Genomic DNA, 25,084 nt, shown 5'->3' on the forward strand with positions numbered 1-25,084 from the left:
CAATCGATGCAGCATCGGGTTTGGACACGCATTGACTGTCGTTCGTAGTGTCTCCCGTCAAGGGACCAGACCTGACCCCCAGCGCCCCGCCCCGGACGGCGCACCAGCTCGAGGAGACCTTCAATGACGAACGTTCGAACGAGGCACCGCGTCGCCAGCGCCGCCGGCGCCGCCACCCTCGCCCTCGTCCTGACCGCCTGTGGAGGCGTCAAGACCGGCTCCACGGGTGGCGGCGCCACCGGGGGGAGCGACTACCCGACGAAGAGCATCCAGATGACCGTCGGCGCCTCGGCCGGTGGCAGCAGCGACCTCATCAGCCGCGCCATGTCCAAGGGCATGGGCCAGGCGCTCGGCGTCGCGATGCCGGTCGTCAACAAGCCCGGCGCCAACGGCGCGCTCGTCGCCAAGGAGCTGCAGACGGCGAAGCCCGACGGCTACTCCATCGCCATCCAGAACGCGTCGCTCTTCGCGATCACGCCTCTCGCCGTCTCCGAGTCGGAGGCGGTCAAGGTCGACGACTTCGACATCGTCTACGGCGTCTCCCGCGACGACTACGTCCTCGCGACGAACCCCAAGACCGGATGGAAGAGCATCGCCGACATGAAGGCGTCCGGCAAGACGATCCGCTACGGCACCACCGGGGTCGGCACCGGCGCCCAGCTCAACTCCGCGCTGACGTTCGCCACCGCAGGCATCGAGGCCACGGCCGTCCCGTTCGACGGCGGAGCGCCCAACCTCACGGCGCTGCTCGGCGCGCAGGTGGACGCCTCGACCATGCAGGTCGGCGAGGCCATCGAGAACATCCAGGCCGGCAAGCTCGTGCCGCTCGCAGTCTTCTCGGCAGAGCGGGTGCCCTTCCTGCCCGACGTCCCCACCGCCATCGAGCAGGGCTTCGACGTGCAGGTCTCGCAGTACCGCTTCATCACCGTGCCCAAGGGCACCCCGCAGGCGGTCAAGGACAAGCTCGTCGAGGCGGCCAAGAAGACCTTCGCGACGCCGGAGTACAAGAAGTTCAACGAGGACAACAACCTCACGCCGCTCGAGGTGTCGGGCCAGGAGATCGCGACGATGCTGAAGTCCGACCTGCAGTCCAACACCGAGAAGCTCAAGAAGTTCAAGATCTCGCTGGCGTCCACGAGCTGACCGCCACAGCCGCACCCAACCCACTCGAAGAGGAGCAAGGGATGAGCACGACGAGCGGGCCCGAGCGGCACCAGGCCGCCGAGGCCGACATCCTCGAGGAGCTCAAGGCAGAGCTCGCCCACGAGCTGGAGGAGGAGCGACCGCCACACGGCGGCCCGCTCGCGCAGGTCGCGGCCGGCATCGTCACCCTGCTCCTCGGGATCGCGGGCGTCGTGCTCTCCCTCGGCTTCGGGCTCGGCAGCCTCACCCAGCCGGGCCCGGGCCTGTGGCCCTTCGTCATCTCCGTGGCCGTGGCCGCGCTGTCGCTCGCCCACCTCGCGTTCGGTCGGCGCGGCCACGACACCGAGACGTTCACCCGGTCCAGCGCGCTGACCGCGCTCGGGGTGCTGACCCTCGTCGCGCTCGCGGCCCTGCTGCCGGTCATCGGCTTCGAGGTGCCGTCGCTGATCGTCATGGTGATCTGGCTGCGCTTCCTCGGCGGAGAGTCGTGGCGCATGACGGCCGTCGTCAGCGTCGTCACGGTCGCCGCGTTCTACGCACTCTTCGTCCTGGCGCTGTCCATCCCCCTCCCGCGCCTCGTCTGACCGGAGCACCCGTCATGGACCTCAGCCCGATCATCACCGGCTTCGGCATCGTCCTGCAGCCGACGAACCTGCTCTACTGCCTCGTCGGCGTGCTCATCGGCATGCTCATCGGCGTGCTTCCCGGCCTCGGCCCCGCCGCGACCATCGCGATCCTGCTGCCCCTGACCTACGGCATCGAGCCCGTGTCGGCGATCATCATGCTGGCCGGCATCTTCTACGGCGCCCAGTACGGCGGCACGATCACCTCGGTCCTGCTCCGGCTCCCGGGGGAGGCGAGCTCCGTCGTTACGGTCTTCGACGGGTTCGCCATGGCCAAGCAGGGCCGCGCGGGTGCCGCGCTCGGCATCGCTGCCATCGGCTCCTTCATCGGCGGCACCATCTCGATCATCGGCCTGTCGGTCCTGGCGCCCGTCGTCGCCGGCTACGCCCTCGACTTCGGCCCGCCGGAGTACGCCGCGCTCGGCCTGCTCGGCGTCCTGCTCGTCTCGACGGTCGGCAACGGCGGCAAGCTCAAGGCCGTCATCGCTGCAGCCATCGGCCTGCTCATCGCCACCGTGGGGCGCGACAGCTTCACCGGCGCCGAGCGCTTCACCTTCGGCAACCTCAACCTCGCCGACGGCATCGACTTCGTGCCGATCGCGATGGGCCTCTTCGGTCTCGGCGAGATCCTCTACAACCTCGAGGAGAACCACAAGAAGGTCCACGCCCCGGCGAAGGTCACCAAGGTGTGGCCCTCCCGCGCTGACCTCGCGCAGTCGAAGGGCGCCATCGCGCGCGGCTCGGGCATCGGCTTCGGCCTGGGCGTGCTGCCCGGCGGCGGGGCCGTGCTCTCCTCGCTCGTCGCGTACGCCGTCGAGAAGCGCCGTGCGAAGCAGCCCGAGCGCTTCGGCCGGGGTGCGATCGAGGGCGTCGCGGCGCCCGAGTCCGCCAACAACGCGGCGGCCACCTCGTCGTTCATCCCGCTGCTCACGCTCGGCATCCCGGCCAACGCGACGATGGCTCTGATGTTCGGTGCCCTGCTCATCCAGGGCGTGCAGCCGGGGCCGCAGCTCGTCGACCAGCACCCCGACATCTTCTGGGGCGTCATCAACTCGATGTACATCGGCAACATCCTGCTGCTCATCATGAGCATCCCGATGGTCGGCATCTTCGTGCGGATCCTGCGCGTCCGGCCGGCCATCCTCGCGCCGATCACGGCCCTCATCACGATGCTCGGCGTCTACACCGTCAACAACTCGGTGTTCGACATCTACCTCGTCATCGTCTTCGGCATCATCGGCTACCTCATGAAGAAGTTCGGCTTCGACCCCGGGCCGCTGGTCCTCGCGTTCGTGCTCGGCACCCTCATCGAGTCCTCGTCCCGCCAGTCGCTGCTCATCTTCGGCGGCGACCCCACCGGCTTCCTCACCCGACCGATCTCCGGAATGATCTTCGCGGCCATCCTGCTCGTCGCGCTGTTCCCCTTGCTGCGCAAGCTGTTCCGTATGCGGCGTGGTGACGCCGAGTCCGGTCGCGGGGCTCAGCACCACCCCGAGCCCACTCCCGAGCCACGTCCCGAGCCACGTCCCGAGCACGAGACCACGGAGGCGAAATGACCATCCTCGTCGGCTATCTCGACACCCCGGAAGGTCGTGCGGCGCTCGACGCCGGCATCGACGAGGCACGCCTGCGCCAGCAGCCCCTCGTCGTCGTCAACTCCCCGCGGCGAGGAGCCACGGTCGACGACGACATGGTCGACGGCGACCACGTCGAGCAGGTCCGGGCCCGGGCGCGTGCGGCCGGCGTCGCAGTGGAGGTGCGACAGCCCCTGCACGGCGACTCGCTCGCCGAGACGTTCGAGGCGCTGACCGCCGAGCTCGGTGCGACCCTCGTGGTCATCGGCGTGCGCCACCGCAGCCCGGTCGGCAAGCTCATCCTCGGCAGCACGGCCCAGCGGATCCTGCTCGACTCCCAGGTGCCGGTGCTCGCGGTCAAGGCCGCCCACTGATGGCCGCGGTCCGCTCACGCATCTCCTCCGTCGACATCACGCCGGTCGCCTTCGAGGACCCGCCGCTGCTCAACGTCGTCGGCGTGCACCAGCCGTACGCTCTGCGCGCGATCGTGCGCGTGCACACCGACACCGGCTCGGTGGGCCTCGGTGAGACCTACGGTGACGAGACCCAGCTGCAACGACTCGAGGCGGTGGGTCGCGCGGTCGCCGGCCACGACGTCTACGACCTCAACGGACTCTGGCGTGCCGCGTCCGAGGCCCTCGGCCCGGGGAACGCCGGCGCGGGCGCCAGCTTCGGCGGGATGCTGCAGGTCGACTCGGCCGTCGCGACCGCCTATTCGCCCTTCGAGGTCGCCTGTCTCGACATCCAGGGTCACGAGACCGGCCGTCCGGTCAGCGACCTGCTCGGCGGCGCCGTCCGCGACACGGTGCCCTTCAGCGCCTACCTCTTCTACAAGTGGGCGGGGCACCCCGGCCGGCCCGACGACGACTGGGGCGAGGCCCTCACCCCGGACCAGCTCGTCGTGCAGGCCAAGCGGATGGTGACCGCATACGGCTTCGACGCGATCAAGCTCAAGGGCGGCGTGCTGCCGCCCGGCGACGAGGTCGAGGCCATGCGCGCGCTGCGCGACGCGTTTCCCGACCACAGGCTGCGCATCGACCCCAACGGCGGGTGGACCGTCGACACCTCGGTCCGCGTGGCGCACGACCTCGCCGACGTGCTCGAGTACCTCGAGGACCCCACGCCGGGGATCGACGGCATGGCTGCCGTGGCACGCCAGACCGACCTGCCGCTCGCGACGAACATGTGCGTCATCGCCTTCGAGCATCTCGCGCCCGCTGTGCGCGCCGACGCCGTCGGAGTCGTCCTGTCGGACCACCACCTCTGGGGTGGGCTGCTGCGCTCGCGCCTGCTCGCCGGGATCTGCGACACGTTCGGCATGGGTCTGTCGATGCATTCGAACAGCCACCTCGGGGTCAGCCTCGCGGCGATGACCCACCTCGCCGCGGCGACGCCCAACCTCACGTACGCGTGCGACACCCACTACCCGTGGAAGACCGAGGAGGTCGTGAAGCCGGGCGTGCTCGACTTCGTCGACGGCGCCGTCGCGGTGCCCACGGGCCCCGGCCTCGGCGTCGAGATCGACGAGGACGCCCTGGGCGCGCTGCACGAGCAGTACCTCTCGTGCGGCATCCGTCGTCGCGAGGACACCGTCTACATGCAGTCGATCGAGCCCGGCTTCGAGGTCAACACCGCCCGTTGGTGAGGGGTTTCAGGCCTGCTGGAGGCGGGCGCGTGAGTTGGCGAGGTGGAGGCGCATCGCGGCGCGAGCGGCGTGGCCGTCGCCGTGCGCGATGGCGAGGTGGATGTTCTCGTGCTCCAGCGCGACCCGGGTCAGGTGCGTCGCGTCCGAGACGGTGTAGGCGGGCTCGAGGCGGGTGCGCGGCAGCATGATCATCATCGGCCCGAGCGACGCGAGCAGGTCGGAGTAGAAGCGGTTGCCCGACGCGACGGCGATGCGCAGGTGGAACTCGTAGTCGGCCTCGACCGCGCCGCTGGCCTGCTCGCCGGCCCGGGTCAGATCGCGGAGTGCCCGCTCGATCGCCTTGACCTGCACGTCGGTCCGTCGTTCGGCCGCAAGCCCGGCCGCCTCGGTCTCGATGCCGATGCGGAAGTCGATCATGTCGAGGACGTCGCGGTGCGTTCGCACCCGGTCGGCGCCGATCTCGAAGCTGCCGGTCTCGGGAAGGGCGAGCACGAACGAGCCGCGGCCCTGGAAGGTCTCGACGAGGCCGGCAGCCTGCAACCGCGAGATCGCCTCGCGCACGACCGTGCGGCTGACCCCGAACTCCTCGACGAGGGAGGCCTCGGTCGGCAGCTTCTGGCCGGGCTCGATCCGGCCGGCGAGGATGCGCTCCTTGAGCCGCTCGACGAGCTCGTGGGCGAGACCGCGCCCGGAGTCGCGGTCGAGCCGGCGGTCGTCGTCGCTGCCTGGGGGACTCACGGCGCCCAACCTAGTGGCCGCGCAGCTCGCCGGGCATCCGCCCGTCAGGCCCGCCCGACCTCGAAGGTGTCGACCGTCCAGGCCTTGACCTGCTCGCTCAGCGTGAAACCGAGTCCGGGACGGTCCGGCACGACCATGCGCCCGTCCCGGGTCTCGAGCCGCTCGTTGAAGAGCGGGTCGAGCCACTCGAAGTGCTCGACCCACGGCTCGCGGGGGTAGCACGCAGCGAGGTGCAGGTGGATCTCCATGGCGAAGTGCGGCGCGAGCTGGAGGCCGGCGTGGTCGGCGAGCGTGGCGAGGCGCAGGAACGGCGTGATGCCTCCGACGCGGGGCGCATCGGGCTGGATGATGTCAGCCGCGCGGGCCTCGATCAGACGCACGTGCTCGGCGACGCTCGAGAGCATCTCGCCCGTGGCGATGGGGGTGTCGAGCGCGGCCGCGAGCTGGGCGTGCCCCTCGGCGTCGTATGCGTCGAGCGGCTCCTCGATCCACACGAGGCCGAGGTCCTCGACGGCGCGGCCGAAGCGAAGGGCCGTCGCGCGGTCCCACTGCTGGTTGGCGTCGACCATGAGCGGCACGGCGTCGCCGATGTGCTCGCGCACGGCGGCGAGGCGCTGGAGGTCCATCTTCAGGTCGGGCTGGCCGACCTTGATCTTGATGCCGCCGATGCCGGCCGCGAGCGACTCGGATGCACGCAGCTTGACCTCCTCGATCGGCGCGTGGAGGAAGCCGCCCGACGTGTTGTACGTGCGCACCGAGTCACGGTGCGAGCCGATGAGCTTGGAGAGCGGCAGGTCGGCTCGGCGGGCCTTGAGGTCCCAGAGCGCGATGTCGACGGCGGCGAGGGCCTGGGTCGCGACGCCAGAGCGTCCGACGGAGGCGCCCGCCCAGAGCAGCTTGTCGTAGACCCTGGCGATGTCGCTCGGGTCCTCGCCGATGAGACCGTCGGCGACCTCCTTCGCGTGCGCGAACTGGGCAGGACCCCCGGCGCGCTTGCTGTAGCTGAAGCCGGTGCCGCGGTGGTCCTGCTCCGTCGTGATCTCGGCGAACAGGAGCACGACCTCGGTCATCGGCTTCTGCCGTCCGGTCAGCACCTTGGCGTCGCTGATCGGGGTCGGTAGGGGCAGGACGACGGAGGAGAGGGCGACGTGGCGGATGCGGTCTGCGGTCATGGCGAGTCCTCGAGGGATGGCGACGGTGGCACCACTGATCGTACAACTTACACAGTTGTACGACAAGTTTTGAGTGCGTGCGAGATCGAGCCGACGGTGGGCACCGGTCGAGCGGTAGGCGTCAGGCCGAGCGGGCGGCCGTCATCTCGCGGCGCTTGCGCAGTGCCATGGCGAGCGCGATCTTGCGCGCGTCGATGGAGATCTCGCGCAGCATGCCCGAGATCGGGTTCGTGTAGCCGGTGTACCAGAGGCCCGATGCGCCGCGGGCCGTCCGGCCGCCCCGCTCGACGGGGCGGCCGGTGCGGTCGAGCACCCCGAGGTGGCCGAGCAGCGGCTCGAGGCCCTGCTCGTAACCCGTGGCGAGGACGAGGACGTCGGGTCGGATGCGTGACCCGTCGCTCAGCACGACGGTGTCGGCGTCGACCGCGGCGAGAGCCGCGACGGGCTCGACGGCGCCGGACCTGATGGCATCGATGATGCCGACGTCCTGCACCGGGATCGCGTTGTCGCGCTCGACCCGGGTCAGAAGACCGGTGTCCGGACGCGGCAGGCCCCGGTCGCTGAGATCCGGCGTCTGGAGCCGCTCGACGAACGGCGCCACGCGGTCGACGAGGGACGTGGGGAGGCGACGCACCGCGATGCCGGTGTACTGGGCGGCGATCGGACCCCTGTTGCGGCGCAGGATGTGCGGAACGGTCCGCACCGCCAGGCGCACCCGCTTCGCCCCGTGCTCGGCGAGGTCCACGGCGAGCTCGGTGCCGGTGTTGCCGGTGCCGACGACCAGGACGTCCCTACCGGCGTGTGCCGCTCCGCTTCGGTAGTGGCGCGCGAGCACCACCTCGCCCGAGAAGCCTTGCAGGCCGGGCACGTCCGGCTCGCGTGGCGTGTGGTTGAAGCCCGTGGCCACGACGGCATACGGGGCGGTCGTCGTCGTGCCGTCTCCGAGGGTGAGGGTCCACGACGCGCCGTCGGCGGACCTGTCCACCCGGCTCACCTGGGTGCCGAGCCGTACGTGGATCTCGTGGTGCGCGGCATACAGCTCGAGGTAGCGCACGACGTCGTCGCGGGCGACCCAGCGGCCCATCTCCTTCGGGATGGGCAGGCCGGGAAGGCCGGAGAGCTCACGCGGCGTGTGGAGGTGCAGCCGGTCGTAGTGCGCGCGCCACGAGCTGCCGACCGAGTCGGCACGCTCGAGGACGACGGACCGCAGCCCCCGTCGGCGCATGGCCGCCGCGGTCGCGAGACCGGCCGGGCCGGCTCCGATGATGTGGGCGTCGACGGTGGCGCTGGGGCGGGTCACACCGGCGAATCTAGCGCCCGCCCGTCGGCCACGATGATGCCCGCGTGCAGGACCCGCTCCGGACGCAGCATCGCCTCGACGTCCTCGTCGGCGCGTCCGGCCACCACGAGCACGTCGGCGGGCATGCCGGGCGCGAGCCGTCCCGCCCGGTCGGCGATGCCGAGCGCCTTGGCTGGCAGGGACGTGCACATCGCCAGGGCCCGGTCCGTCGGGAGGCCGATCATGCTCACCAGCTGCGTCACTCCGTGCACCATGACGTCGTGTGGCTTCGGGGGGCCGATGCCGGCGTCGGTCGAGAACAAGCAGTTGGCGCCCGAGGCGACGAGCCCCCGCAGGTGCTCGAGGAGCGCGGGGAGGCGTATCGCGATCTCCGGTCGGAGCGGCCCTGGCACGGTGCCACCCGTGATCGACAGGGGGAGGCCGGATGCCGCGAGGCGGGCGACGAGGTCGGGGTCCTGCGCGATGCCGTCGGCCGTCATGAAGCTGACGTGCTCGATGGTGTCGACGCCTGCGGTGACGGCATCGGCGACGCCACTCGTGCCGTGGGCGTGCGCAGCGACGGGCAGCCCTGCGGCGTGGGCGGACTCGACGACCGCGCGGAGCTCGGCAACACCGAACTGCGACTCGTGCGGGGCCGACCCGGGAGTGACGGTGCCGCCCGTGGCCATGACCTTCACGACGTCGACCCCGGCGGCAGCGAGCCGGGCGACGGCCGCCCGCAGTGCCGCCTCGTCTGCGCACTCCCCGCCGAGGAACCAGCAGTGTCCGCCCGGTGTGGTCAGTGCCGGCCCGGCAACGAGCAGCATCGGCCCCGACGACGGGTCGCGGGCGAGCTCGTCGCGCAGCGCCACCGTGACGAGGCCCCGTCCGCCGAGCTCGCGCACCGTCGTGACGCCCGCGGCCAGGGCCCGCCGGGCGTTGGCTCGGCCCCGTTCGAGGAGTGCTTCGTCGTCGCTCTCGCGGTGCCAGCCCAGCGGGTCGGTCGAGCAGTCCCAGGTCAGGTGCTGGTGCGCGTCGACGAGCCCGGGCAGCACCGTCACGTCGCCGAGCTCCTCAACGGTCACGTCGCTCGCGTACGCCCCGGGCGGGCCGACGTCGACGACCGTGCCGTCGTCGATCGCGATGTCGGTCGCGCCGAGGAACCGCTCACCGTCGAAGACCTGTCCTGCTCGCAGAACCTCCATGGCCTTCGCCCCCGTCACGCCGGGCCGACGTGCTCGGAGAACCACTCGTTGAGCGGGCGCAGCGCCTGCCAGGCACCGCGTACCTCGTCGAGAGCCTGCGTCGTCTCCAGCCAGCGAGGGCTGCCGAAGTCGCGGATGAGCATGAGCTCCTTGTGCCGGAGCGTCTCGATGCGCGGGTGGTCGGCGGCATACCCACGGGGAGTGGTCCGCACCTTCTCGCCGAGCACCTCGAAGCCGCTGCCGCGCGCGGCGGCGAGGAGCTGCTCGAGCTGTGGCCCGGTCGACTCCGAGACCACGGCCTGACGCAGGCGGGCGGTCTGGGTCGTCGCGTGCGCATGGAAGCCCCCGCCGGCCTTGAGGCCCGTCGCGCTGATCTCGACGTAGTAGCCGCAGCCGGGATGCGTCGCAGCGAACGCGCCGAGGTGAGTCTTGTACGGCGACTTGTCGGCGCTGAACCGGATGTCGCGGTTGGGCCGGAAGAGCTTCGCCTCCCCGAACTCGTCCTCCAGCGCGTCCACGAGGGCGAGCATCGGCTCGCGGACGTCGTGTTCCCACTGCTGCTTGTGCTCGGTCCAGTACGCCTTGGAGTTGTCGGCCTCGAGGCCGGCGTAGAAGTCGAGGGCGCCGTGGGGAAATCCGGAGAAGGCCACAGGAGACGTCGCGGAGGTGCTCATGTGGCGACTCTGACACCGGGACCAGGTTGTTAGGCAAGGCTTACCTGTGCTTTCCTGATTTCCGTCATGCCGACATGGCGTAATTCCTGAGAATTACCTGAGAGAGGGCCACGCCAGTGCTCGCGAGCAACGCGCTCATCGGACTCCGAGAGGGACTCGAGGCCGCCCTCGTGGTCGTCATCCTCGTCGCCTTCCTCGTCAAGACCGACAGACGCTGGGCACTGCGCCACGTGTGGACCGGCGTCGGTGTCGCCGTCGCCCTCTCGGTCGCCCTCGGCGCCCTGCTCACCTACGGCACGAAGCAGCTGACCTTCGAGGCCCAGGAGCTCATCGGCGGCAGCGCCTCGATCATCGCGGTCGTCTTCGTCACCTTCATGGTCTTCTGGATGAAGTCGGCGGCGCGCACCATCTCGGGCGAGCTCAAGGGCAAGCTCGACAAGGCCCTCGACATGGGCCCCTTCGCGATCGCCCTCGTCGCCTTCCTCGGCGTCGGCCGCGAGGGCCTCGAGACCGCGATCTTCTTCTATGCCACGACCGAGGCCGCCGGCCAGGGCAACAACCAGCCCCTCATCGGCTGGGTGGTCGGCCTGGGCGGCGCCGTCGTGCTCGGCTGGCTCATCTACCGCGGCGCCGTGCAGATCAACCTCGCGAAGTTCTTCCGCTACACCGGCGTCCTGCTCGTCCTCGTCGCCGCCGGCATCCTCGCCTACGGCCTCCACGACCTGCAGGAGGCGCGCTTCGTCCCGGGCCTGACGACTCTCGCCTTCGACGTCAGCAGCACCATCGACCCGGGCAGCTGGTACGCCACGCTGCTCAAGGGCATCTTCAACTTCACGCCGGCCACGACGGTGCTCCAGGCGATCGCGTGGGTCCTCTACGTCGGCATCGTCCTGACGCTGTTCCTGCGCCCGGCCCGTCCCGCGCTGCCGGCGCCCGTGGCGACCTCGGGCGACTCACGCCCGACCGTCGCCGCCTGACCCTCCCGCTCCACCTGCACTCCACCTCCACACGCCAGTCCGAAGCACCCACAGGAGAACCATGTCCCGCCCCGTCCTGCGTGTCGCCACGCCCCTCGCGCTCACGCTCGTCGCCGGCCTCGGCCTCGCCGCCTGCACCGACAAGGCCGACTCGACCGGATCGTCGACGACCGCTGGTGGCGGACCCATCACCGTCACCGCCACCGACACGACGTGCCAGCTGAGCGCGACGACGGCCAAGGCGGGCACCGTGACCTTCCAGGTCGCCAACACCGGCTCGAAGGTCAACGAGTTCTACGTCTACGCCGAGGGAGACCGAATCGTCTCCGAGGTCGAGAACATCACGCCCGGACTCAAGCGCGAGCTCAAGGTCGAGATCACCCAGCCGGGGACGTTCACGACCGCCTGCAAGCCCGGCATGGTCGGCGACGGCATCCGCGGCACGTTCACCGTCACCGGCACGGCCGTCGCAGGCAGCGCCGACCAGAAGGTCGCCAAGGCCATCTCCGACTACAAGGCCTTCGTCGCCGCCCAGTCCGACGAGCTGCTCGCGGGCAGCGAGGCGTTCGTCGCCGCCGTCAAGGCGGGCGACGTCGCCAAGGCCAAGGAGCTCTACCCGACGGCTCGCCTGCCGTGGGAGACGATCGAGCCCGTCGCGGAGAGCTTCGGCGACCTCGACCCGCGCATCGACGGCCGTGAGGACGTCGTCGAGGAGGGCATGAAGTTCACCGGCTACCACCGCCTCGAGAAGGACCTGTGGGTCAGCGGCCTGCAGAAGGACTCGAACGCCATCGCCGACCAGCTCCTGGCCGACGTCAAGGAGATCGCGGCGAAGAGCAAGACGGTCGAGCCGACCGCGCTGACCATCTCGAACGGCGCCAAGGCGCTGCTCGACGAGGTCGCCACCGGCAAGATCACCGGTGAGGAGGAGCGCTACTCGCACACCGACCTCTGGGACTTCCGCGGCAACCTGCAGGGGTCGCAGGAGGCGCTCGAGACGCTGCGCCCCGTCGTGACCGGGCGTGACCCCGAGCTCCAGAAGCTGCTCGACGCCCGGTTCGGCGACCTGAACAAGCTGCTCGAGTCGCACCGCGAAGCCGGCCGGTTCGTCTCGTACGAGACGCTCACGGACGCTGACATCAAGGCCCTCACGGTCGCCCTCGACGCGCTGAGCGAGCAGGTCGCCAAGGTGCCCGGGGTGGTCGAGGCCAAGTGAGCCCGTTCCCGTCCGATCCCGTCGCCCCCGAGCCTCGCGAACCGCTGAACGCGGCCACGGACGAGGCCGGAGTCAGCCGCCGCCGTCTCCTCGGCGTCTCAGGCTCCGCCGCCGTCGCCGGTCTCGTGGCCGGGGGAGTCGGGACGTATGCCGCCACGCGGGGTGGCCAGGACGCCCCGGCAGGTGCCCCGGCGGCTCCCGCGGCCCCCGCCCTCGCGCTCGACGCATCCATCCCGTTCCGGGGCGTCCACCAGGCCGGCATCGTGACTCCAGCCCAGGACCGCCTCCACTTCGTCGCCCTCGACGTCGTGACGAAGGACGCCGCGCAGCTGCGTGAGCTCCTCAAGGCGTGGACCCGTGCGGCCGAGCGCATGACGGCAGGCGCTGAGGCCGCCCCCGGTGGGCTCGTCGGTGGCGGACCCAACCGGGCACCCGAGGACACCGGCGAGGCGTACGGCCTGCCGGCATCCGGCCTCACGATCACGATCGGCTACGGCCCGTCGCTGTTCGACGACCGCTTCGGCCTCACGTCGAAGAAGCCCGCCGCCCTGCGCGAGCTCCCGGCGTTCTTCGGCGACCAGCTCGACCCGAGGCGCTCGGGAGGTGACCTCTGCATCCAGGCCTGCGCCAACGACCCGCAGGTCGCCGTCCACGCCGTGCGCAACCTCGTGCGGCTCGGCTTCGGCGTCGTCGCGGTGCGCTGGTCGCAGCTCGGCTTCGGCCGCACCTCGTCGACGTCGACCGCGCAAGCCACGCCGCGCAACATGTTCGGCTTCAAGGACGGCACCAACAACCTCAAGGCCGAGGAGCCCGAGAGCCTCGCGCAGCACGTCTGGGTCGCGCCGGGCGACGAGAAGGGCGGCGGCGCCTGGATGGCCGGCGGCTCCTACCTCGTCGCCCGCCGGATCCGGATGCACATCGAGGTCTGGGACCGCACGCCCCTGCAGGAGCAGGAGGACATCATCGGGCGCGACAAGAAGGAGGGCGCGCCGCTCGGCGGGGCCAAGGAGTTCGACATCCTGGACTTCACGAAGAAGGGCCCCGACGGCGAGCCCGCGATCCCGGTCGACGCGCACGTCAAGCTGGCCCACGAGAGCCAGCTCGGCGGTGTTCGCATCCTGCGCCGCGGCTACAACTTCACGGACGGCTCCGACGGCGTCGGCCACCTCGACGCGGGCCTGTTCTTCCTCGCGTACATGCGTGACCCCGAGAAGCAGTTCGTGCCGATGCAGCGGGCGCTCGCCAAGTCGGACGGGCTCAACGAGTACATCGAGCACAACGGGTCGGCCGTCTTCGCGTGCCCGCCCGGCCTCGCCGACGGCGAGCACTGGGGTCAGGCGCTGTTCGCCTGACCCCAGTGGGCCGGCGCTGCCCCGGTCAGGTCTGGCGGACCCGCACCGTCAGGCTGGCCGGGAGCACGGTCGCGCTGATCTCCGTGGCCTCACCGACGACGTCGCCGTCGATCTGCACCGGCAACGGCCGGTCGGTGCGCACGCGCACCTGCTGGACCACCTTGTGGTCGAGCGTCGGGTGGCCCTTGCGCTGCCGCGTCGCGACGCGGGTCGCCACCGGCACCCAGCCGACGACACCCTTGGGCGAGGCGATGACCGCATCGAGCCGGCCGTCGTCGACGCGCGCGTTGGGCATGAGCACCAGCCCGCCGAGCAGCCGGCCGCAGTTGCCGATGATGACCATCCGCGCGCGCCGGCGGAACTCGAGCTCGTCGTCGACCTTGACGGAGATGCGGAACTCGGGCGACACGAGGTGCTTGAGGCCCGAGAGCATGTACGCCGGCCAGCCGACCTTCGCCTTGAGGTTCTCGTTGGTGCCCGCCATGATCTGCGCGTCCATCCCGAGGCCGCTCATGACGAGGAAGTAGTGGGTCTCCGGGGCTCCGGACTCGTCGGGTGCGTCGTCCATGGGGGCAGCGCCCACGACGAGCTCGCCGACGTCGATGCGCCGGTTGCGCCCGGTCAGCGCGACCGCGACAGCGGTCTCGAGCGCGACCGGCAGGTCGAGGTTGCGGGCGAGCAGGTTGCCGGTGCCGGCGGGCAGGATGCCGAGGGGCGTCTCGGTGCCGACGAGTGCGCTCGCGACGTTGCGCACCGTGCCGTCGCCACCGAGGCTGCACACGATGTCGGCACCGTCACGCACCGCCTGGGCGGCCTGGCCCTGGCCCGGGTCCTCGATGGTCGTCTCGTAGAACATCGGCTCGCCCCAGCCGTTCGCGAGGCACGTCGACGTGACCCGCTGACGCAGGTCGGGCAGGTCGGCGAACTTCGTCGGGTTGACGACGACGCCGGCACGCTTGAGCGGGGTTCGCGGCTCCTCGCCCGTACGGAAGTGGTCGCGCGGTGGTCGGGGCCGGCGCAGTCGCAGGCCGGCAGTGGCCTCCGGTGCGACGCGGCCCAGGACGAACCACCCGACGACCAGCGCCAGCACCACGACGCCGGCGATGATCCATGGCAGGTAGTCCGTGAGCACGATGACATACGGTATCGCCCGCGCGGGGCGTCCCCGAATCGCCGGCTGCCCCGCCCCTAGGCTGGGCGCATGAGTGACCCCTTCCCCGACCCCGGGCCGTCGACCCCCGACGACGCCGACTGGACGTGGGTGCTGACGCAGCCGTGCCCCGACTGCGGGTTCGACGCTGCCGCCACCGATCCGGCCGACGTCCCCACGATCCTTCGCGACGCCGGCCAGCGGTATGCCGCCGCCCTCCACCGTGACGACGTGCGCACACGTCCGGGCCAAGGTGTCTGGTCGACGCTCGAGTACGTCTGCCACGTCCGCGACGTGTGCGACGTCATGACGGGCCGCCTCGAGCAGATCCTGGCGGGTGGCGGCGAGGTCGTCCGCTTCGCCAACTGGGACCAGGACGCGACGGCCCTCGAGAAGCAGTACTGGCGCTCCGACCCCGACGTCGTCGAGGGTGAGGTCGCCGGTGCCTTCGAGACGGCCGCGACGGCATACGGCCGCCCCTCGGGAGCGCAGTGGGACTGGCCGGCCCTGCGCAGCAACGGCTCCGAGTTCACGGCCCGCACGCTCGCGCTCTACTTCGTCCACGACATCCGACACCACCTCTGGGACGTGAACGCATGACCCTTCCGATCGACGTCCAGCTCCAGCTGCCCGAGCCACGCACGCCCGACCCGCACGAGGCGCCCGCGATCCGCTGGGGCATCCTCGGCCCGGGCGGCATCGCGCACACCTTCGCCGACGCCGTCGCCGTGGGCACGGCCTCGTCGGTCGTCGCCGTCGGGTCGCGCAGCCGCGAGCGAGCGCAGGACTTCGCCGACGAGTTCGAGATCGGCCGGGCGTACGGCAGCTACGAGGAGCTCGTGGACGACCCGGACGTCGACGCCGTCTACGTCGCCTCGCCTCACTCCGAGCACCGCAACCACGCGCTGCTCGCCCTGGAGGCGGGCAAGCCGGTGCTCGTCGAGAAGGCGTTCACACGCAGTGCGGCAGAGGCGCGCGAGGTCCTCGCGGCCGCCGAGTCCCGCGACCTGCTCGTCGTCGAGGCGATGTGGAGCCGTTTCCTGCCGCACTACGACGTCGTGCGCCACGTCGTCGAGACGGGCCTCATCGGCGACCTCGTCGCCGTCTTCGCCGACCACGGCCAGCGCCTCTACCCCGACGGCCCGCTCCGGCTCTCGCAGCCCGAGCTCGCGGGTGGTGCGCTGCTCGACCTCGGCGTCTATCCCGTGTCGTTCGCCGACCTCGTTCTCGGGGCGCCGTCGTCGGTGCAGGCGGTCGGCGGCCTGACCGACCTCGGCGTCGACGCCACGACGACGATCACGGTCACCGGTGCCTCGGGCGCGCACGGGGCGCTGTCGTGCACGATGGCCGCCGTCACGCCCTGCTCGGCCGTCGTCGCAGGCACCGAGGCCCGGCTCGAGCTGTCCGGCACGTTCTACGCGCCCGGGTCGACGATCCGGCTCGTCAACCGCGTGGGCGAGGTCATCGACGAGCGTCCCGGCGGTCTCGCCGACGACGTGCGCGGCTTCTCCTACGAGGCGGCCGAGTTCGCCCGGTGCCTCGTCGCGGGCGAGCGCGAGTCGCCGCTCATGCCGCACGCGACGACGCTGCGGGTCATGGAGACGATGGACGAGGTCCGTCGCCAGGTGGGGGTCCTCTATCCCGGGGAGTGACGGACGTTGCACCCACCCACGGGACGTCGTGCGGGTGCGAACTGCCCACTCGACTCTCGTCACACCCGGTCGAGTGGGCACTTTGCACCCCACACGTGGGACGTCGTGCGGGTGCGAACTGCCCACTCGACTCTCGTCACACCCGGTCGAGTGGGCACTTTGCACCCCACACGTGGGACGTCGTGCGGGTGCGAATTGCCCACTCGACTCTCGTCACACCCGGTCGAGTGGGCACTTTGCACCCACATCCGTCGCGACGAAAGAAAGTCGTCGCGGCGATGTCGATCGGGGTCCATGCCGTTCGTGGAGGGGGTGAGGGCACGCGGCACGAGGTCGCGGCCACGCACCGAGGAGCACCACCATGACCACCGTCCCCACCCCCACCACCGACAGCCGCACCGGCAGCGCCTCCTGCGAGGACGGCTGGACGCCCTTCCACGTCACGAGGTCCTTCCTCGCCTGGGGCGCCGTCGCCGGCCCGTTCTACGTCGTCACCACGCTGGTCCAGGCCCTGACACGCGACGGCTTCGACCTGACCCGCCATCAGTGGAGCCTGCTCGAGAACGGCGACCTCGGCTGGGTCCAGGTCACCAACTTCGTGCTGACCGGCCTCATGCTCGTCGCGTTCGCCGTCGGGCTGCGCCGGGCACTGGCAGGCGGAGCAGGCGCGCGCTGGGCGCCGCGCCTCACCGCCGTCTTCGGGGCGAGCCTCGTCGCGGCCGGTGTCTTCCGCGCCGACCCGGCACTCGGCTTCCCGGTCGGTGCACCGGAAGGCATCGGTGAGGTGACGACCCACGGCGTCGTGCACTTCGCTGCCGCGGGCGTCGGCTTCACCGCGATCGCCGCGGCGTGCTTCGTGCTCGCGCGGCGGTTCGCCGCCGAGGGCCACCGTCGGCTTACCGTGGTCTCACGCGCCACCGGCGTCGTCTTCCTCGGCGGGTTCCTCTGCGTCGCGTCGGGCGGCGGGAGCGTCGCGGCCAACCTGCTGTTCACCGCGGCCGTGGTCCTCGTCTTCGCGTGGATCGCCACGGTCGCCGTCCACGTGTACCGGTCGCTCGCCGACTGAGCCCGCCGATCCCCTGACGAGAGAAGGAGACCCCGATGCGCTACATCGTCGTCCTCAAGGGCACCCAGCCCGCCGGACCACCACCAGAGGGCCTGATGGCCGCGATCATGGATCTCGGCGCCGAGGCCACGGCCTCGGGCGCGATGCTCGACAACGGTGGGCTCGCCCCGAGCGCGGCCGGTGCCCGCGTGACCGTCGCCGGCGGCGAGCTGTCCGTCATGGACGGGCCCTTCGCGGAGGCCAAGGAGTACATCTCGTACGCCATCTACGAGGTGCGCTCCAAGGAGGAGGCCATCGAGTGGACCTCGCGGTTCATGAAGCTCAACGCCGACCTGTGGCCGGGCTGGGAGGGTGAGTGCGAGGTCCTCAAGATCATGGGTCCCGAGGACTTCGCGCCACCCCAGTGAAGCCCGTGGCCCCCATGACCGGCACCGGCTCCGACGAGGGCGCGGCCAGGCGTGCCGTCGAGGCTGTCTGGCGCATCGAGTCCGGCCGCCTCATCGCGGGCCTGGCGCGCGTCACCGGTGACGTCGGGCTGGCCGAGGACCTCGCCCAGGAGGCGCTCGTCGTGGCCCTCGAGCAGTGGCCGGCCTCCGGCATCCCGCCCAACCCGGGGGGCTGGCTCATGACGACCGCCAAGCGCCGAGCCATCGACGCGCACCGACGCACGGCCACCTTCGAGCGGAAGGTGGCCGTGCTCGCGCGCGACGTCACCGAGGACGAGCCCGGTGTGGACAGTGACCGTAACGTCGACGCGCTCGACGACCACGTCGGCGACGACCTCCTGCGTCTCGTCTTCACCGCCTGCCACCCCGTCCTGTCGCTCGAGTCGCGCGTCGCCCTGACGCTCCGCTGCCTCGGCGGGCTCTCGACCGACGAGATCGCGCGGGCCTTCCTCGTGCCCGAGACCACCATGGCGCAGCGCATCGTCCGGGCCAAGAAGACGTTGACCGACAAGGGGGTCCGCTTCGAGCTGCCGCCGCCCGAGCAGCTGTCCGGACGCCTCGCGTCGGTGCTCGAGGTCGTCTACCTCGTCTTCAACGAGGGCTACGCCGCCACGTCGGGCGCCGACTGGGTGCGGCCCGCCCTGTGCCAGGAGGCGATGCGGCTGGCACGCGTGCTCGTGGGGCTCGTGCCTGACGAGCCGGAGGTCCACGGGCTCCTCGCCCTCATGGAGCTGCAGGCCTCGCGGCTACCGGCACGCGTCGGGGCGGACGGCCAACCGGTGCTCCTGCCCGACCAGGACCGCCGCCGCTGGGACCGGCTGCTCGTCCGGCGCGGCCTCGCGTCGCTCGCGCGCGCCGAGGTGTCCGGCCGACCCCTCGGCCCGTATGCCGTGCAGGCCGGCATCGCTGCCTGCCACGCTCGCGCCCTGCGGGCGGAGGACACCGACTGGGCGCGGATCTCCGACCTCTATGCGGTCCTCGCGACCATCTGGCCGTCGCCCGTCGTCGAGATGAACCGCGCTGTGGCCGTGGGGTTCTCGCGCGGACCCGAGGCAGGGCTCGAGGTCGTCGAACGCGTGACAGCATCAGGCCGTCTCTCCGACAACCCCCACCTGCACGCCGTGCGAGCAGACTTGCTCGAGCGCGCCGGACGGCACTCCGAGGCGGCGGAGTCCTTCGAACGCGCGGCGGCGCTGACCCGCAGCGAGGCGGAGCGGACGATCTTCACGTCACGAGCCGCCGCCGCACGCGACCACGCGTGACGGGTCAGGCGCCGCTGATGTTGGGGTCTCGCCAGCGGCGCTCGAACGGCAGCCGCCACGTGAACGGCGCGACGAGCTGGTGGATCTGGTTCGGCCCCCACGTGCCCGGGTCGTACGGGCGCACGATCGGCGGGTTGTCGATCAGCGGCTGCGAGATCTCCCACAGCCTCTCGATACCCTCGGCCGAGGTGAAGAGCGTGCGGTCGCCGCGCGCCGCGTCGTAGATGAGCCGCTCGTACGCCTCGAGCACCGCTCCGGCCCAGTTCGTCTCGCCCATGGAGAACTGCATCGACAGCTTGTCGAGCTTCATGCCTGGGCCGGGGCGTTTCCCGTAGAACGACAACGACATCCGCGACTTGTCGGCGAGGTCGAAGGTCAGGTGGTCGGGGCCGTTGTCACCGACGCCCGAGCCAGGCGGGAACATCGAGCGCGGCGGCTCCTTGAAGGCGATGGAGATGATGCGGGCGCCCTCGGCCAGCTGCTTGCCGGTGCGCAGGAAGAACGGCACACCGGCCCATCGCCAGTTGTCGACGAAGCACTTGAGCGCGACGAACGTCTCGGTCTGGCTGTCGGACTTCACACCCGGCACGTCCCGGTAGCCGACGTACTGGCCACGCACGACGTCGTGGGGCTCGATGGGCGACATGGACCGGAAGACCTTGTTCTTCTCCTCGCTGATGGCGTTCGGCTCGAGGGCCGTCGGCGGCTCCATCGCCGTGAAGGCGAGGACCTGGAAGAGGTGCGTGACGACCATGTCGCGGTAGGCGCCGGTGCCCTCGTAGAAGTCGGCGCGCTGCGCGAGGCCGAGCGTCTCGGGCACGTCGATCTGGATGTGGTCGATGTGGTTGCGGTGCCAGATCGGCTCGAACAGGCCGTTCGCGAAGCGGAACGCGAGGATGTTCTGGGCCGCCTCCTTGCCCAGGAAGTGGTCGATGCGGAAGATCTGCTCCTCCCGAAACACCTGGTGCAGCTCGGCGTTGAGCGTGCGGGCGCTCTCGAGGTCGGTGCCGAAGGGCTTCTCCATGATGATCCGGCTGCGCTCGACGAGCCCGGCCTCGGCGAGCTGGTGGACGACCGCCAGCGCGGCCTTCGGCGGGACTGAGAGGTAGTGCAGGCGCGTGGCCTCCGGACCGAGGATCTGCTCCGACTCGTCGACGGCAGCCCGGATGCCTTGCGGCCCAGCGCTTCCCGGCACCCAGTGGATGCGCTCGGCGAACTCCTTGAGGTCGACGTCGGTGACGTCGTGGGTCGAGTGCTCACGCACGGCGGCGAAGGTGAGGTCGAGGAACTCCTCCCGGGTCAGCTCGTCGAGGCTCGTCGCCACGATGCGCAGACCGTCGAGCAGCTGGGACTCGTGCAGGTGCAGCATGCCGGGAAGCAGCTTGCGCTTCGCGAGGTCACCGGTCGCGCCGAAGAGGACAACTGTCGTGGCCGTCATGTGCCCAGCGTGTCCTAGATCGCCGGTCGCGGGAAGTGGGCCGGGGTCAGGTGCGAGGTGGCGCGATGGAGTCGCGCACGACGAGGGGGCACTCGAGGAGCACCGGCTCGGCGGGATGCTCGCCGTCGAGCAGCATGCCCACCGCCTCGTGGCCCATGGCCCGGTAGGGAAGTGCGACGGTGCTGAGGCGGGGCCGCATGTGGTCGGCGATCTCGACGCGGTTGTCGAAGCCGATGACGCTGACGTCGCCGGGGATGGACAGCCCGAGCTCGCGCAGGCTGTCGTACGCACCCATCGCCATCCAGTCGTTGCCGCAGAAGAGCGCCGTCGGTGGGTCGTCGAGGCCCATCAGGTCGGCCGCGTGCCGTGAGGCCGACTCCTGCCACCAGTCACCGCGACGCACGAGGGTGGGGTCGTAGGCGACACCGGCTGCGGCGAGCGCCTCCCGGTAGCCCTCCAGGCGGCCGCTCGAGGCAGGGTACCCGTCGGGGCCGTTGATGAACGCGATGCGTCGGTGCCCGGCGTCGAGGAGGGTCTGGGTGGCCAGCCGGCCGCCCTGAAGCTCGTCGGGCAGCACGGTCGGCAGGGGTGGCCGACGAGCGTCAGACGTGTCGTCGTGGGTGGTGCCGGAGGGCGGCTCCTGGTCGTCGACGAAGCAGTCGACGAGGACGGCGGGCAGGTCACCGAGGCCCGGCGGCAGCTCGACCCGGCGGTGGTAGTCGGCGGCCAGGATGAGCCCGTCGGCGCGCCACTGCCGCAACCGCATGACAGCATCCGCGGCAGCTGCCTGCTCACCCTCGGTGTCGATGACGAGCAGCGTCTGGCCGCGCTCGAAGGCGGCGTCCTGGGCGCCCTTGATGATCGCCACGGCATACGGCGTCGTGGCGATCTCGCTCGTGACGAGTCCGATGATGTTGCTGTGCGCGCCGCGCAGGCTGCGGGCCATCGCGTCGGGCTGGAAGCCGAGCTCTGCGGCGGCGTTCCACACCCGCTGCCGGGTCTCCTCCGGGATGGTCACGCCGTCGACGTCGTTGAGCACGAGCGACACGGTCGTGCGGGACACGCCGGCGAGCTCGGCGACGTCGCGCTGCCGGGGCCGACGGGAGGCGGGGGAACCGGCTGGGCCCGGGGTGGTGCGGCCGGTGGACTCGCTTCGGGGCATGGACCTCACCGTTCCACGTTCTGGATCTCAGTGTTGACACGTGACAATAACACGAGTTAACTACGGCCCGTTAACACGAGTTAACAGGCACCGGAGCCGCAGGTGGTTGCACCCCGGTCCGGTGCCCCCGAGTCCCCCGTGGAGGCACCATGAACCCGCTCTCGCCAGCGACGCCCGGCTGGTCCCGGCGCTCCTTCCTCCAGCTCGCCGGCCTCACCGGGGCCACGGCCGCGCTCGCCTCGTGCGCAGCCGGCGGCCCCGCCCCCACGAGCACCGGCGCCGCCGGCACCGGCTCGTCCGGCTCGCTGTCGGTCCTCGTCGAGGCGGGTGGCAAGGCCGAGCTCGAGAAGGTCGCGGCCCTGTTCACCCAGCAGACCGGCACGAAGGTCGATCTCGTCGAGCTGCCCTACGACGGGCTCTTCAACCGGCTCCAGACCGAGCTGTCGGCCGGGTCGGTCTCCTTCGACGTGGCGGCGCTCGACGCCGTGTGGCTGCCGACGTTCGCCGGAGCGCTCGCGCCGCTCGACGCCCTCTTCACCGACGCCGTCAAGGGTGACCTCTTCGAGTCCCTCGTGACGGGCGCGCAGATCAACGGCGCCTACGTCGGCATGCCGGTCTGGACCAACGCCGAGATCCTCTTCTACCGCAAGGACCTCTTCGAGGACGCCAAGGAGAAGGCGGCGTTCGAGAAGAAGTACGGCTACCCGCTCGCCCCGCCCACGACCTGGCAGCAGTTCGAGGACGCCGCGGCGTTCTTCACCCGCGGCACCTCGCTCTACGGCACCGACGTCAAGGGCGCCGTCGAGACGGAGTGGCTCGCCCACGTCGGTCAGGCCGGCGCCAAGGGCCTCGTCCTCGACGAGTCGGGCGCCGTCATCATCGACAGCCCGGAGCACCTGCAGGCGCTGACCTTCTACAGCAACCTCAACAACACGCTGAAGGTCGCCCCTCCCGGCGCTGCACAGGTCGACTGGGGCGGCGCCCAGAACCTCTTCAACCAGGGCAAGACGGCGATGATGCGCTTCTGGGCACACGCCTTCCCGCTCATCCCCACCGACTCACCGGTCCACGGCAACGTCGGTGCAGCCCCGATGATCGGCGGAGCCGCCGGCGTCGGAGGCGTGCCCGGCCCGTGGTACCTCTCGGTGCCCAAGTCCGGCGCGAAGACCGAGCAGGCAACGAGGTTCATCCAGTTCGCCTACGACAACAACGCCCTGAGCATCAAGTCGTCGCTCGGCCTCGCCGCCCGCAAGTCGGCCTTCGCCGAGTACGCCGGCAAGCCCGGCTACGAGCACTTCGCCGCCCTGACCGCCACCCTCGACGGCCCCGCGACCAAGGCGCGCCCGGCCACGCCGAAGTGGCAGCAGATCGTCGACACCGTGCTCGTGCCCATGCTGCAGAAGTCGCTCGAGCCGGGTGCCGACTACGCCCAGCTGCTCGCAGCGGCCAAGGGCCAGGTCGAGTCGCTGGTGTCGTGAGATGACCATGAGCGCGCCGGCACCATCGCCCGCACCCCGCCTGCGTCGACCCGTGAGCGACCGACGCTTCGCCCTGCTCCTCATGGTGCCGGCGGCTCTGTTCCTCTCGGCTTTCGTCGCCTGGCCCGTCGTGAAGCTCGGCTGGGACAGCCTCTTCGACACGCAGCCGCTCGCCGGCACGAGCGAGTTCGTCGGGCTCGGCAACTTCGCCGACGTCCTCGGTGCCGCCGACTTCCGCGCGGCGGCTTGGCGCACGGTCGTCTACACGGTGTTCGTCGTGACGTGCGAGTTCGTGCTCGGGCTCGCCACGGCCCTGCTCTTCAACGCCCTCGGCCAGCGCTCGCGCGTGTTCCGCACGATCTTCCTCTACCCGCTCATGATCGCGCCGGTCGTGGCAGGACTGCTGTGGCGGTTCCTGCTCATCGACAACTTCGGCATCGTCGGGCAGCTGCTCGCGCAGGTCGGGATCCTCAGTGACCCCAATGCGATCGGCTGGCTCAGCGACCCCGACATCGTGCTCTTCTCGGTGGCGATCCCCGACATCTGGCTCACGACCTCGTTCATGACGCTCGTGCTCTTCGCCGGTCTGCAGAACATCCCGGGTGACGTGCTCGAGGCGGCCCGCCTCGACGGGGCGGGAGCCCGCACGATGCTCGTGCGCGTCATCCTGCCGATGCTGCGCCCGGTCATCGCGGTGGCGCTCATCGTGCGCGGCGTGGACGCGGCCCGAGCCTTCGACGTCATCCTCATCCAGACCGGCGGTGGCCCGCAGTCGGCGTCGCAGACCCTGAGCCTGCTCATCTACCAGACCATGGTCCGCTTCGGTGAGCCCGGCCGGGCCGCGGCCATGAGCATCGTCTACCTCGTCGTCCTGCTCGCCGTGGCCGTCGTCGCGACGCGCACCATCTGGAGCCCTGGAGGTGAGCGCCGATGAGGAACGTCGGCCAGAAGCGCTCGACCGTCGTGGCACTCTGGGCGACCCTCGTGGTCGTCGTGGCACTCTTCGGCTTCCCGTTCGTCTACCTCGTGCTCACGTCGTTCAAGACGCCGTCGGACGCCATCGCCATCCCACCCGCGGTCCTGCCCCGCACATGGAGCCTGGAGAACTACACCGCCGCGCTGCAGGCGCCCGGCGTCGTCGCGTCGTTCGTCAACTCCCTGAGCACCGCCCTCATCAGCACGGCGCTGTCGATCGGCCTCGGGGTGCCGGCGGCCTACGGCATCACGCGGTTCGCGAGCCGCGCCGGGCGGGTCTTCATGTCGGCCACGCTCGTGACGCGCATGGTGCCGCCCGTCGCGATCGGCATCCCGCTCGTCACGATGACGAGCGCCCTCGGGCTGCGCGACACACCGACCGGCCTGGGGCTCGCCCACGCGACGATCTCTCTGCCGCTCTCGATCTGGCTGCTGTGCAGCTTCTTCGAGGCGGTGCCCGCCGAGCTCGAGGAGGCCGCCCGCGTCGACGGCTGCGGTCGGCTCCGCGCCCTCTGGTCGGTCATCATGCCGGTCGTGTCCGGCGGCGTCGCGGTGACGGCGATCTTCGCCTTCCTCGCCTCGTGGAACGAGTTCCTCTTCGCCCTCCTGCTCACCGCGACCCGTGGCCAGACGACGCCGATCGTCATCGCCAACTTCCAGACGCAGTTCGGGCTCCAGTGGGGCCCGATGACCGCGCTGGCCTGCCTCTACTCGGTGCCCGTCGTCGTCCTGACGCTGTTCCTCCAGCGCCGCATCGTCGCCGGCCTGACCCTGGGCGCAGTCAAGGGCTGAGCAGTCGCGGAAGCGCCCGCTCACGCCGGAGCGCTGCGCGCACGAACGAACCCATTCACGGAGAG

Annotated in this window: 24 protein-coding genes; 16 read left to right on the top strand and 8 right to left on the bottom strand. The window is 70.9% G+C overall.

From position 1 onward, the window contains the following. The first annotated feature begins 123 nt into the window (after positions 1-123). From ACFQU3_RS20940 to ACFQU3_RS20960, 5 genes are read left to right on the top strand one after another with little or no spacing between them, the layout of a single operon-like run. Positions 124-1,143, top strand: coding sequence for a tripartite tricarboxylate transporter substrate binding protein (locus ACFQU3_RS20940; RefSeq protein WP_385913391.1), 1,020 nt, complete (start codon positions 124-126; stop codon positions 1,141-1,143). Between the two features lie 41 nt (positions 1,144-1,184). Beyond that, the gene (locus tag ACFQU3_RS20945) at positions 1,185-1,727 is read left to right on the top strand and encodes a tripartite tricarboxylate transporter TctB family protein (protein WP_385913393.1); all 543 of its coding nucleotides are present in this window, start codon (positions 1,185-1,187) and stop codon (positions 1,725-1,727) included. A 14-nt stretch (positions 1,728-1,741) separates the two neighbouring features. Next, the gene (locus ACFQU3_RS20950) at positions 1,742-3,322 is read left to right on the top strand and encodes a tripartite tricarboxylate transporter permease (RefSeq protein WP_385913395.1); all 1,581 of its coding nucleotides are present in this window, start codon (positions 1,742-1,744) and stop codon (positions 3,320-3,322) included. Continuing rightward, positions 3,319-3,714 (top strand): universal stress protein, encoded by a 396-nt coding sequence (locus tag ACFQU3_RS20955; RefSeq protein ID WP_385913397.1) that lies wholly within the window; start codon positions 3,319-3,321, stop codon positions 3,712-3,714. Before ACFQU3_RS20950 ends, ACFQU3_RS20955 begins: the two co-directional genes overlap by 4 nt. Then, positions 3,714-4,985: a glucarate dehydratase family protein gene (locus ACFQU3_RS20960; protein WP_385913399.1), complete on the top strand. Its 1,272-nt coding sequence runs from the start codon at positions 3,714-3,716 to the stop codon at positions 4,983-4,985. Before ACFQU3_RS20955 ends, ACFQU3_RS20960 begins: the two co-directional genes overlap by 1 nt. A gap of 6 nt (positions 4,986-4,991) precedes the next feature. On the opposite strand, the gene ACFQU3_RS20965 is transcribed toward ACFQU3_RS20960, so the two are convergent. From ACFQU3_RS20965 to ACFQU3_RS20985, 5 genes are all read right to left on the bottom strand, one after another. Further along, positions 4,992-5,723 (bottom strand): FadR/GntR family transcriptional regulator, encoded by a 732-nt coding sequence (locus ACFQU3_RS20965; RefSeq protein ID WP_385913401.1) that lies wholly within the window; start codon positions 5,721-5,723, stop codon positions 4,992-4,994. Between the two features lie 44 nt (positions 5,724-5,767). Next, entirely contained in the window at positions 5,768-6,895 is a 1,128-nt protein-coding gene (locus tag ACFQU3_RS20970; RefSeq protein WP_385913403.1) for a mandelate racemase/muconate lactonizing enzyme family protein, read from the bottom strand. A gap of 121 nt (positions 6,896-7,016) precedes the next feature. Beyond that, the gene (locus ACFQU3_RS20975) at positions 7,017-8,195 is read right to left on the bottom strand and encodes a flavin-containing monooxygenase (protein WP_385913405.1); all 1,179 of its coding nucleotides are present in this window, start codon (positions 8,193-8,195) and stop codon (positions 7,017-7,019) included. Continuing rightward, positions 8,192-9,379, bottom strand: coding sequence for an amidohydrolase family protein (locus ACFQU3_RS20980; RefSeq protein ID WP_385913407.1), 1,188 nt, complete (start codon positions 9,377-9,379; stop codon positions 8,192-8,194). Before ACFQU3_RS20980 ends, ACFQU3_RS20975 begins: the two co-directional genes overlap by 4 nt. 14 nt (positions 9,380-9,393) lie before the next feature. Further along, positions 9,394-10,053 (bottom strand): DUF2461 domain-containing protein, encoded by a 660-nt coding sequence (locus ACFQU3_RS20985; protein WP_385913409.1) that lies wholly within the window; start codon positions 10,051-10,053, stop codon positions 9,394-9,396. A gap of 116 nt (positions 10,054-10,169) precedes the next feature. Between ACFQU3_RS20985 and efeU the strand changes: the two genes are divergently transcribed. The 3 genes from efeU to efeB all read left to right on the top strand — a co-directional run bounded on the left by efeU (position 10,170) and on the right by efeB (position 13,598). Continuing rightward, the gene (gene efeU, locus ACFQU3_RS20990; RefSeq protein ID WP_385913411.1) at positions 10,170-11,030 is read left to right on the top strand and encodes an iron uptake transporter permease EfeU; all 861 of its coding nucleotides are present in this window, start codon (positions 10,170-10,172) and stop codon (positions 11,028-11,030) included. A gap of 61 nt (positions 11,031-11,091) precedes the next feature. Further along, on the top strand, positions 11,092-12,246 hold the full coding sequence (gene efeO / locus ACFQU3_RS20995; protein WP_385913413.1) for an iron uptake system protein EfeO: 1,155 nt from the start codon (positions 11,092-11,094) through the stop codon (positions 12,244-12,246). Continuing rightward, positions 12,243-13,598: an iron uptake transporter deferrochelatase/peroxidase subunit gene (gene efeB, locus ACFQU3_RS21000; protein WP_385913415.1), complete on the top strand. Its 1,356-nt coding sequence runs from the start codon at positions 12,243-12,245 to the stop codon at positions 13,596-13,598. Before efeO ends, efeB begins: the two co-directional genes overlap by 4 nt. 25 nt (positions 13,599-13,623) lie before the next feature. Here efeB and ACFQU3_RS21005 read toward each other — a convergent pair whose 3' ends face one another. Continuing rightward, on the bottom strand, positions 13,624-14,730 hold the full coding sequence (locus ACFQU3_RS21005; protein ID WP_385913417.1) for a diacylglycerol/lipid kinase family protein: 1,107 nt from the start codon (positions 14,728-14,730) through the stop codon (positions 13,624-13,626). A gap of 69 nt (positions 14,731-14,799) precedes the next feature. On the opposite strand from ACFQU3_RS21005, the gene ACFQU3_RS21010 reads away from it, so the two are divergent. From ACFQU3_RS21010 to ACFQU3_RS21030, 5 genes are all read left to right on the top strand, one after another. Next, complete coding sequence (locus tag ACFQU3_RS21010) at positions 14,800-15,348, top strand: DinB family protein (protein WP_385913419.1); 549 nt, start codon at positions 14,800-14,802, stop codon at positions 15,346-15,348. After that, positions 15,345-16,400 carry a Gfo/Idh/MocA family protein gene (locus ACFQU3_RS21015; RefSeq protein WP_385913421.1) on the top strand — a complete coding sequence of 352 codons (1,056 nt, stop codon included), beginning with the start codon at positions 15,345-15,347 and terminating at the stop codon, positions 16,398-16,400. Before ACFQU3_RS21010 ends, ACFQU3_RS21015 begins: the two co-directional genes overlap by 4 nt. A gap of 361 nt (positions 16,401-16,761) precedes the next feature. Then, positions 16,762-17,466, top strand: coding sequence for a DUF998 domain-containing protein (locus ACFQU3_RS21020; protein ID WP_385913423.1), 705 nt, complete (start codon positions 16,762-16,764; stop codon positions 17,464-17,466). 35 nt (positions 17,467-17,501) lie between these two features. Continuing rightward, a complete protein-coding gene (locus ACFQU3_RS21025; protein ID WP_385913425.1) occupies positions 17,502-17,873 on the top strand; it encodes a YciI family protein in 372 nt (123 codons plus the stop codon). 14 nt (positions 17,874-17,887) lie between these two features. Next, positions 17,888-19,174: an RNA polymerase sigma factor gene (locus ACFQU3_RS21030; protein ID WP_385913960.1), complete on the top strand. Its 1,287-nt coding sequence runs from the start codon at positions 17,888-17,890 to the stop codon at positions 19,172-19,174. A gap of 4 nt (positions 19,175-19,178) precedes the next feature. Here ACFQU3_RS21030 and zwf read toward each other — a convergent pair whose 3' ends face one another. Together zwf and ACFQU3_RS21040 are read right to left on the bottom strand one after the other, a co-directional pair. After that, a complete protein-coding gene (gene zwf / locus ACFQU3_RS21035; protein WP_385913427.1) occupies positions 19,179-20,612 on the bottom strand; it encodes a glucose-6-phosphate dehydrogenase in 1,434 nt (477 codons plus the stop codon). A gap of 46 nt (positions 20,613-20,658) precedes the next feature. Continuing rightward, the gene (locus ACFQU3_RS21040) at positions 20,659-21,774 is read right to left on the bottom strand and encodes a LacI family DNA-binding transcriptional regulator (protein WP_385913429.1); all 1,116 of its coding nucleotides are present in this window, start codon (positions 21,772-21,774) and stop codon (positions 20,659-20,661) included. Between the two features lie 149 nt (positions 21,775-21,923). Here ACFQU3_RS21040 and ACFQU3_RS21045 point away from each other — a divergent pair, with 149 nt between their 5' ends. From ACFQU3_RS21045 to ACFQU3_RS21055, 3 genes are read left to right on the top strand one after another with little or no spacing between them, the layout of a single operon-like run. Beyond that, a complete protein-coding gene (locus ACFQU3_RS21045) occupies positions 21,924-23,252 on the top strand; it encodes an ABC transporter substrate-binding protein (protein WP_385913431.1) in 1,329 nt (442 codons plus the stop codon). A 7-nt stretch (positions 23,253-23,259) separates the two neighbouring features. Further along, positions 23,260-24,186: a carbohydrate ABC transporter permease gene (locus tag ACFQU3_RS21050; protein WP_385913433.1), complete on the top strand. Its 927-nt coding sequence runs from the start codon at positions 23,260-23,262 to the stop codon at positions 24,184-24,186. After that, positions 24,183-25,019 carry a carbohydrate ABC transporter permease gene (locus ACFQU3_RS21055; RefSeq protein ID WP_385913435.1) on the top strand — a complete coding sequence of 279 codons (837 nt, stop codon included), beginning with the start codon at positions 24,183-24,185 and terminating at the stop codon, positions 25,017-25,019. Before ACFQU3_RS21050 ends, ACFQU3_RS21055 begins: the two co-directional genes overlap by 4 nt. Positions 25,020-25,084: the final 65 nt, after the last annotated feature.

Source organism: Terrabacter sp. GCM10028922 (assembly GCF_042666095.1).
Taxonomy (GTDB): Bacteria; Actinomycetota; Actinomycetes; order Actinomycetales; family Dermatophilaceae; genus Terrabacter.

Bases quoted from the DNA above. Each gene is read 5' to 3' on its own strand.
- ACFQU3_RS20940 (WP_385913391.1), top strand. From the start codon at position 124: ATGACGAACGTTCGAACGAGGCACCGCGTCGCCAGCGCCGCCGGCGCC.
- ACFQU3_RS20945 (WP_385913393.1), top strand. From the start codon at position 1,185: ATGAGCACGACGAGCGGGCCCGAGCGGCACCAGGCCGCCGAGGCCGAC.
- ACFQU3_RS20950 (WP_385913395.1), top strand. From the start codon at position 1,742: ATGGACCTCAGCCCGATCATCACCGGCTTCGGCATCGTCCTGCAGCCG.
- ACFQU3_RS20955 (WP_385913397.1), top strand. From the start codon at position 3,319: ATGACCATCCTCGTCGGCTATCTCGACACCCCGGAAGGTCGTGCGGCG.
- ACFQU3_RS20960 (WP_385913399.1), top strand. From the start codon at position 3,714: ATGGCCGCGGTCCGCTCACGCATCTCCTCCGTCGACATCACGCCGGTC.
- ACFQU3_RS20970 (WP_385913403.1), bottom strand. From the start codon at position 6,895: ATGACCGCAGACCGCATCCGCCACGTCGCCCTCTCCTCCGTCGTCCTG.
- ACFQU3_RS20980 (WP_385913407.1), bottom strand. From the start codon at position 9,379: ATGGAGGTTCTGCGAGCAGGACAGGTCTTCGACGGTGAGCGGTTCCTC.
- ACFQU3_RS20985 (WP_385913409.1), bottom strand. From the start codon at position 10,053: ATGAGCACCTCCGCGACGTCTCCTGTGGCCTTCTCCGGATTTCCCCAC.
- efeO (WP_385913413.1), top strand. From the start codon at position 11,092: ATGTCCCGCCCCGTCCTGCGTGTCGCCACGCCCCTCGCGCTCACGCTC.
- ACFQU3_RS21010 (WP_385913419.1), top strand. From the start codon at position 14,800: ATGAGTGACCCCTTCCCCGACCCCGGGCCGTCGACCCCCGACGACGCC.
- ACFQU3_RS21015 (WP_385913421.1), top strand. From the start codon at position 15,345: ATGACCCTTCCGATCGACGTCCAGCTCCAGCTGCCCGAGCCACGCACG.
- ACFQU3_RS21020 (WP_385913423.1), top strand. From the start codon at position 16,762: ATGACCACCGTCCCCACCCCCACCACCGACAGCCGCACCGGCAGCGCC.
- ACFQU3_RS21025 (WP_385913425.1), top strand. From the start codon at position 17,502: ATGCGCTACATCGTCGTCCTCAAGGGCACCCAGCCCGCCGGACCACCA.
- ACFQU3_RS21030 (WP_385913960.1), top strand. From the start codon at position 17,888: ATGACCGGCACCGGCTCCGACGAGGGCGCGGCCAGGCGTGCCGTCGAG.
- zwf (WP_385913427.1), bottom strand. From the start codon at position 20,612: ATGACGGCCACGACAGTTGTCCTCTTCGGCGCGACCGGTGACCTCGCG.
- ACFQU3_RS21040 (WP_385913429.1), bottom strand. From the start codon at position 21,774: ATGCCCCGAAGCGAGTCCACCGGCCGCACCACCCCGGGCCCAGCCGGT.
- ACFQU3_RS21045 (WP_385913431.1), top strand. From the start codon at position 21,924: ATGAACCCGCTCTCGCCAGCGACGCCCGGCTGGTCCCGGCGCTCCTTC.
- ACFQU3_RS21050 (WP_385913433.1), top strand. From the start codon at position 23,260: ATGAGCGCGCCGGCACCATCGCCCGCACCCCGCCTGCGTCGACCCGTG.
- ACFQU3_RS21055 (WP_385913435.1), top strand. From the start codon at position 24,183: ATGAGGAACGTCGGCCAGAAGCGCTCGACCGTCGTGGCACTCTGGGCG.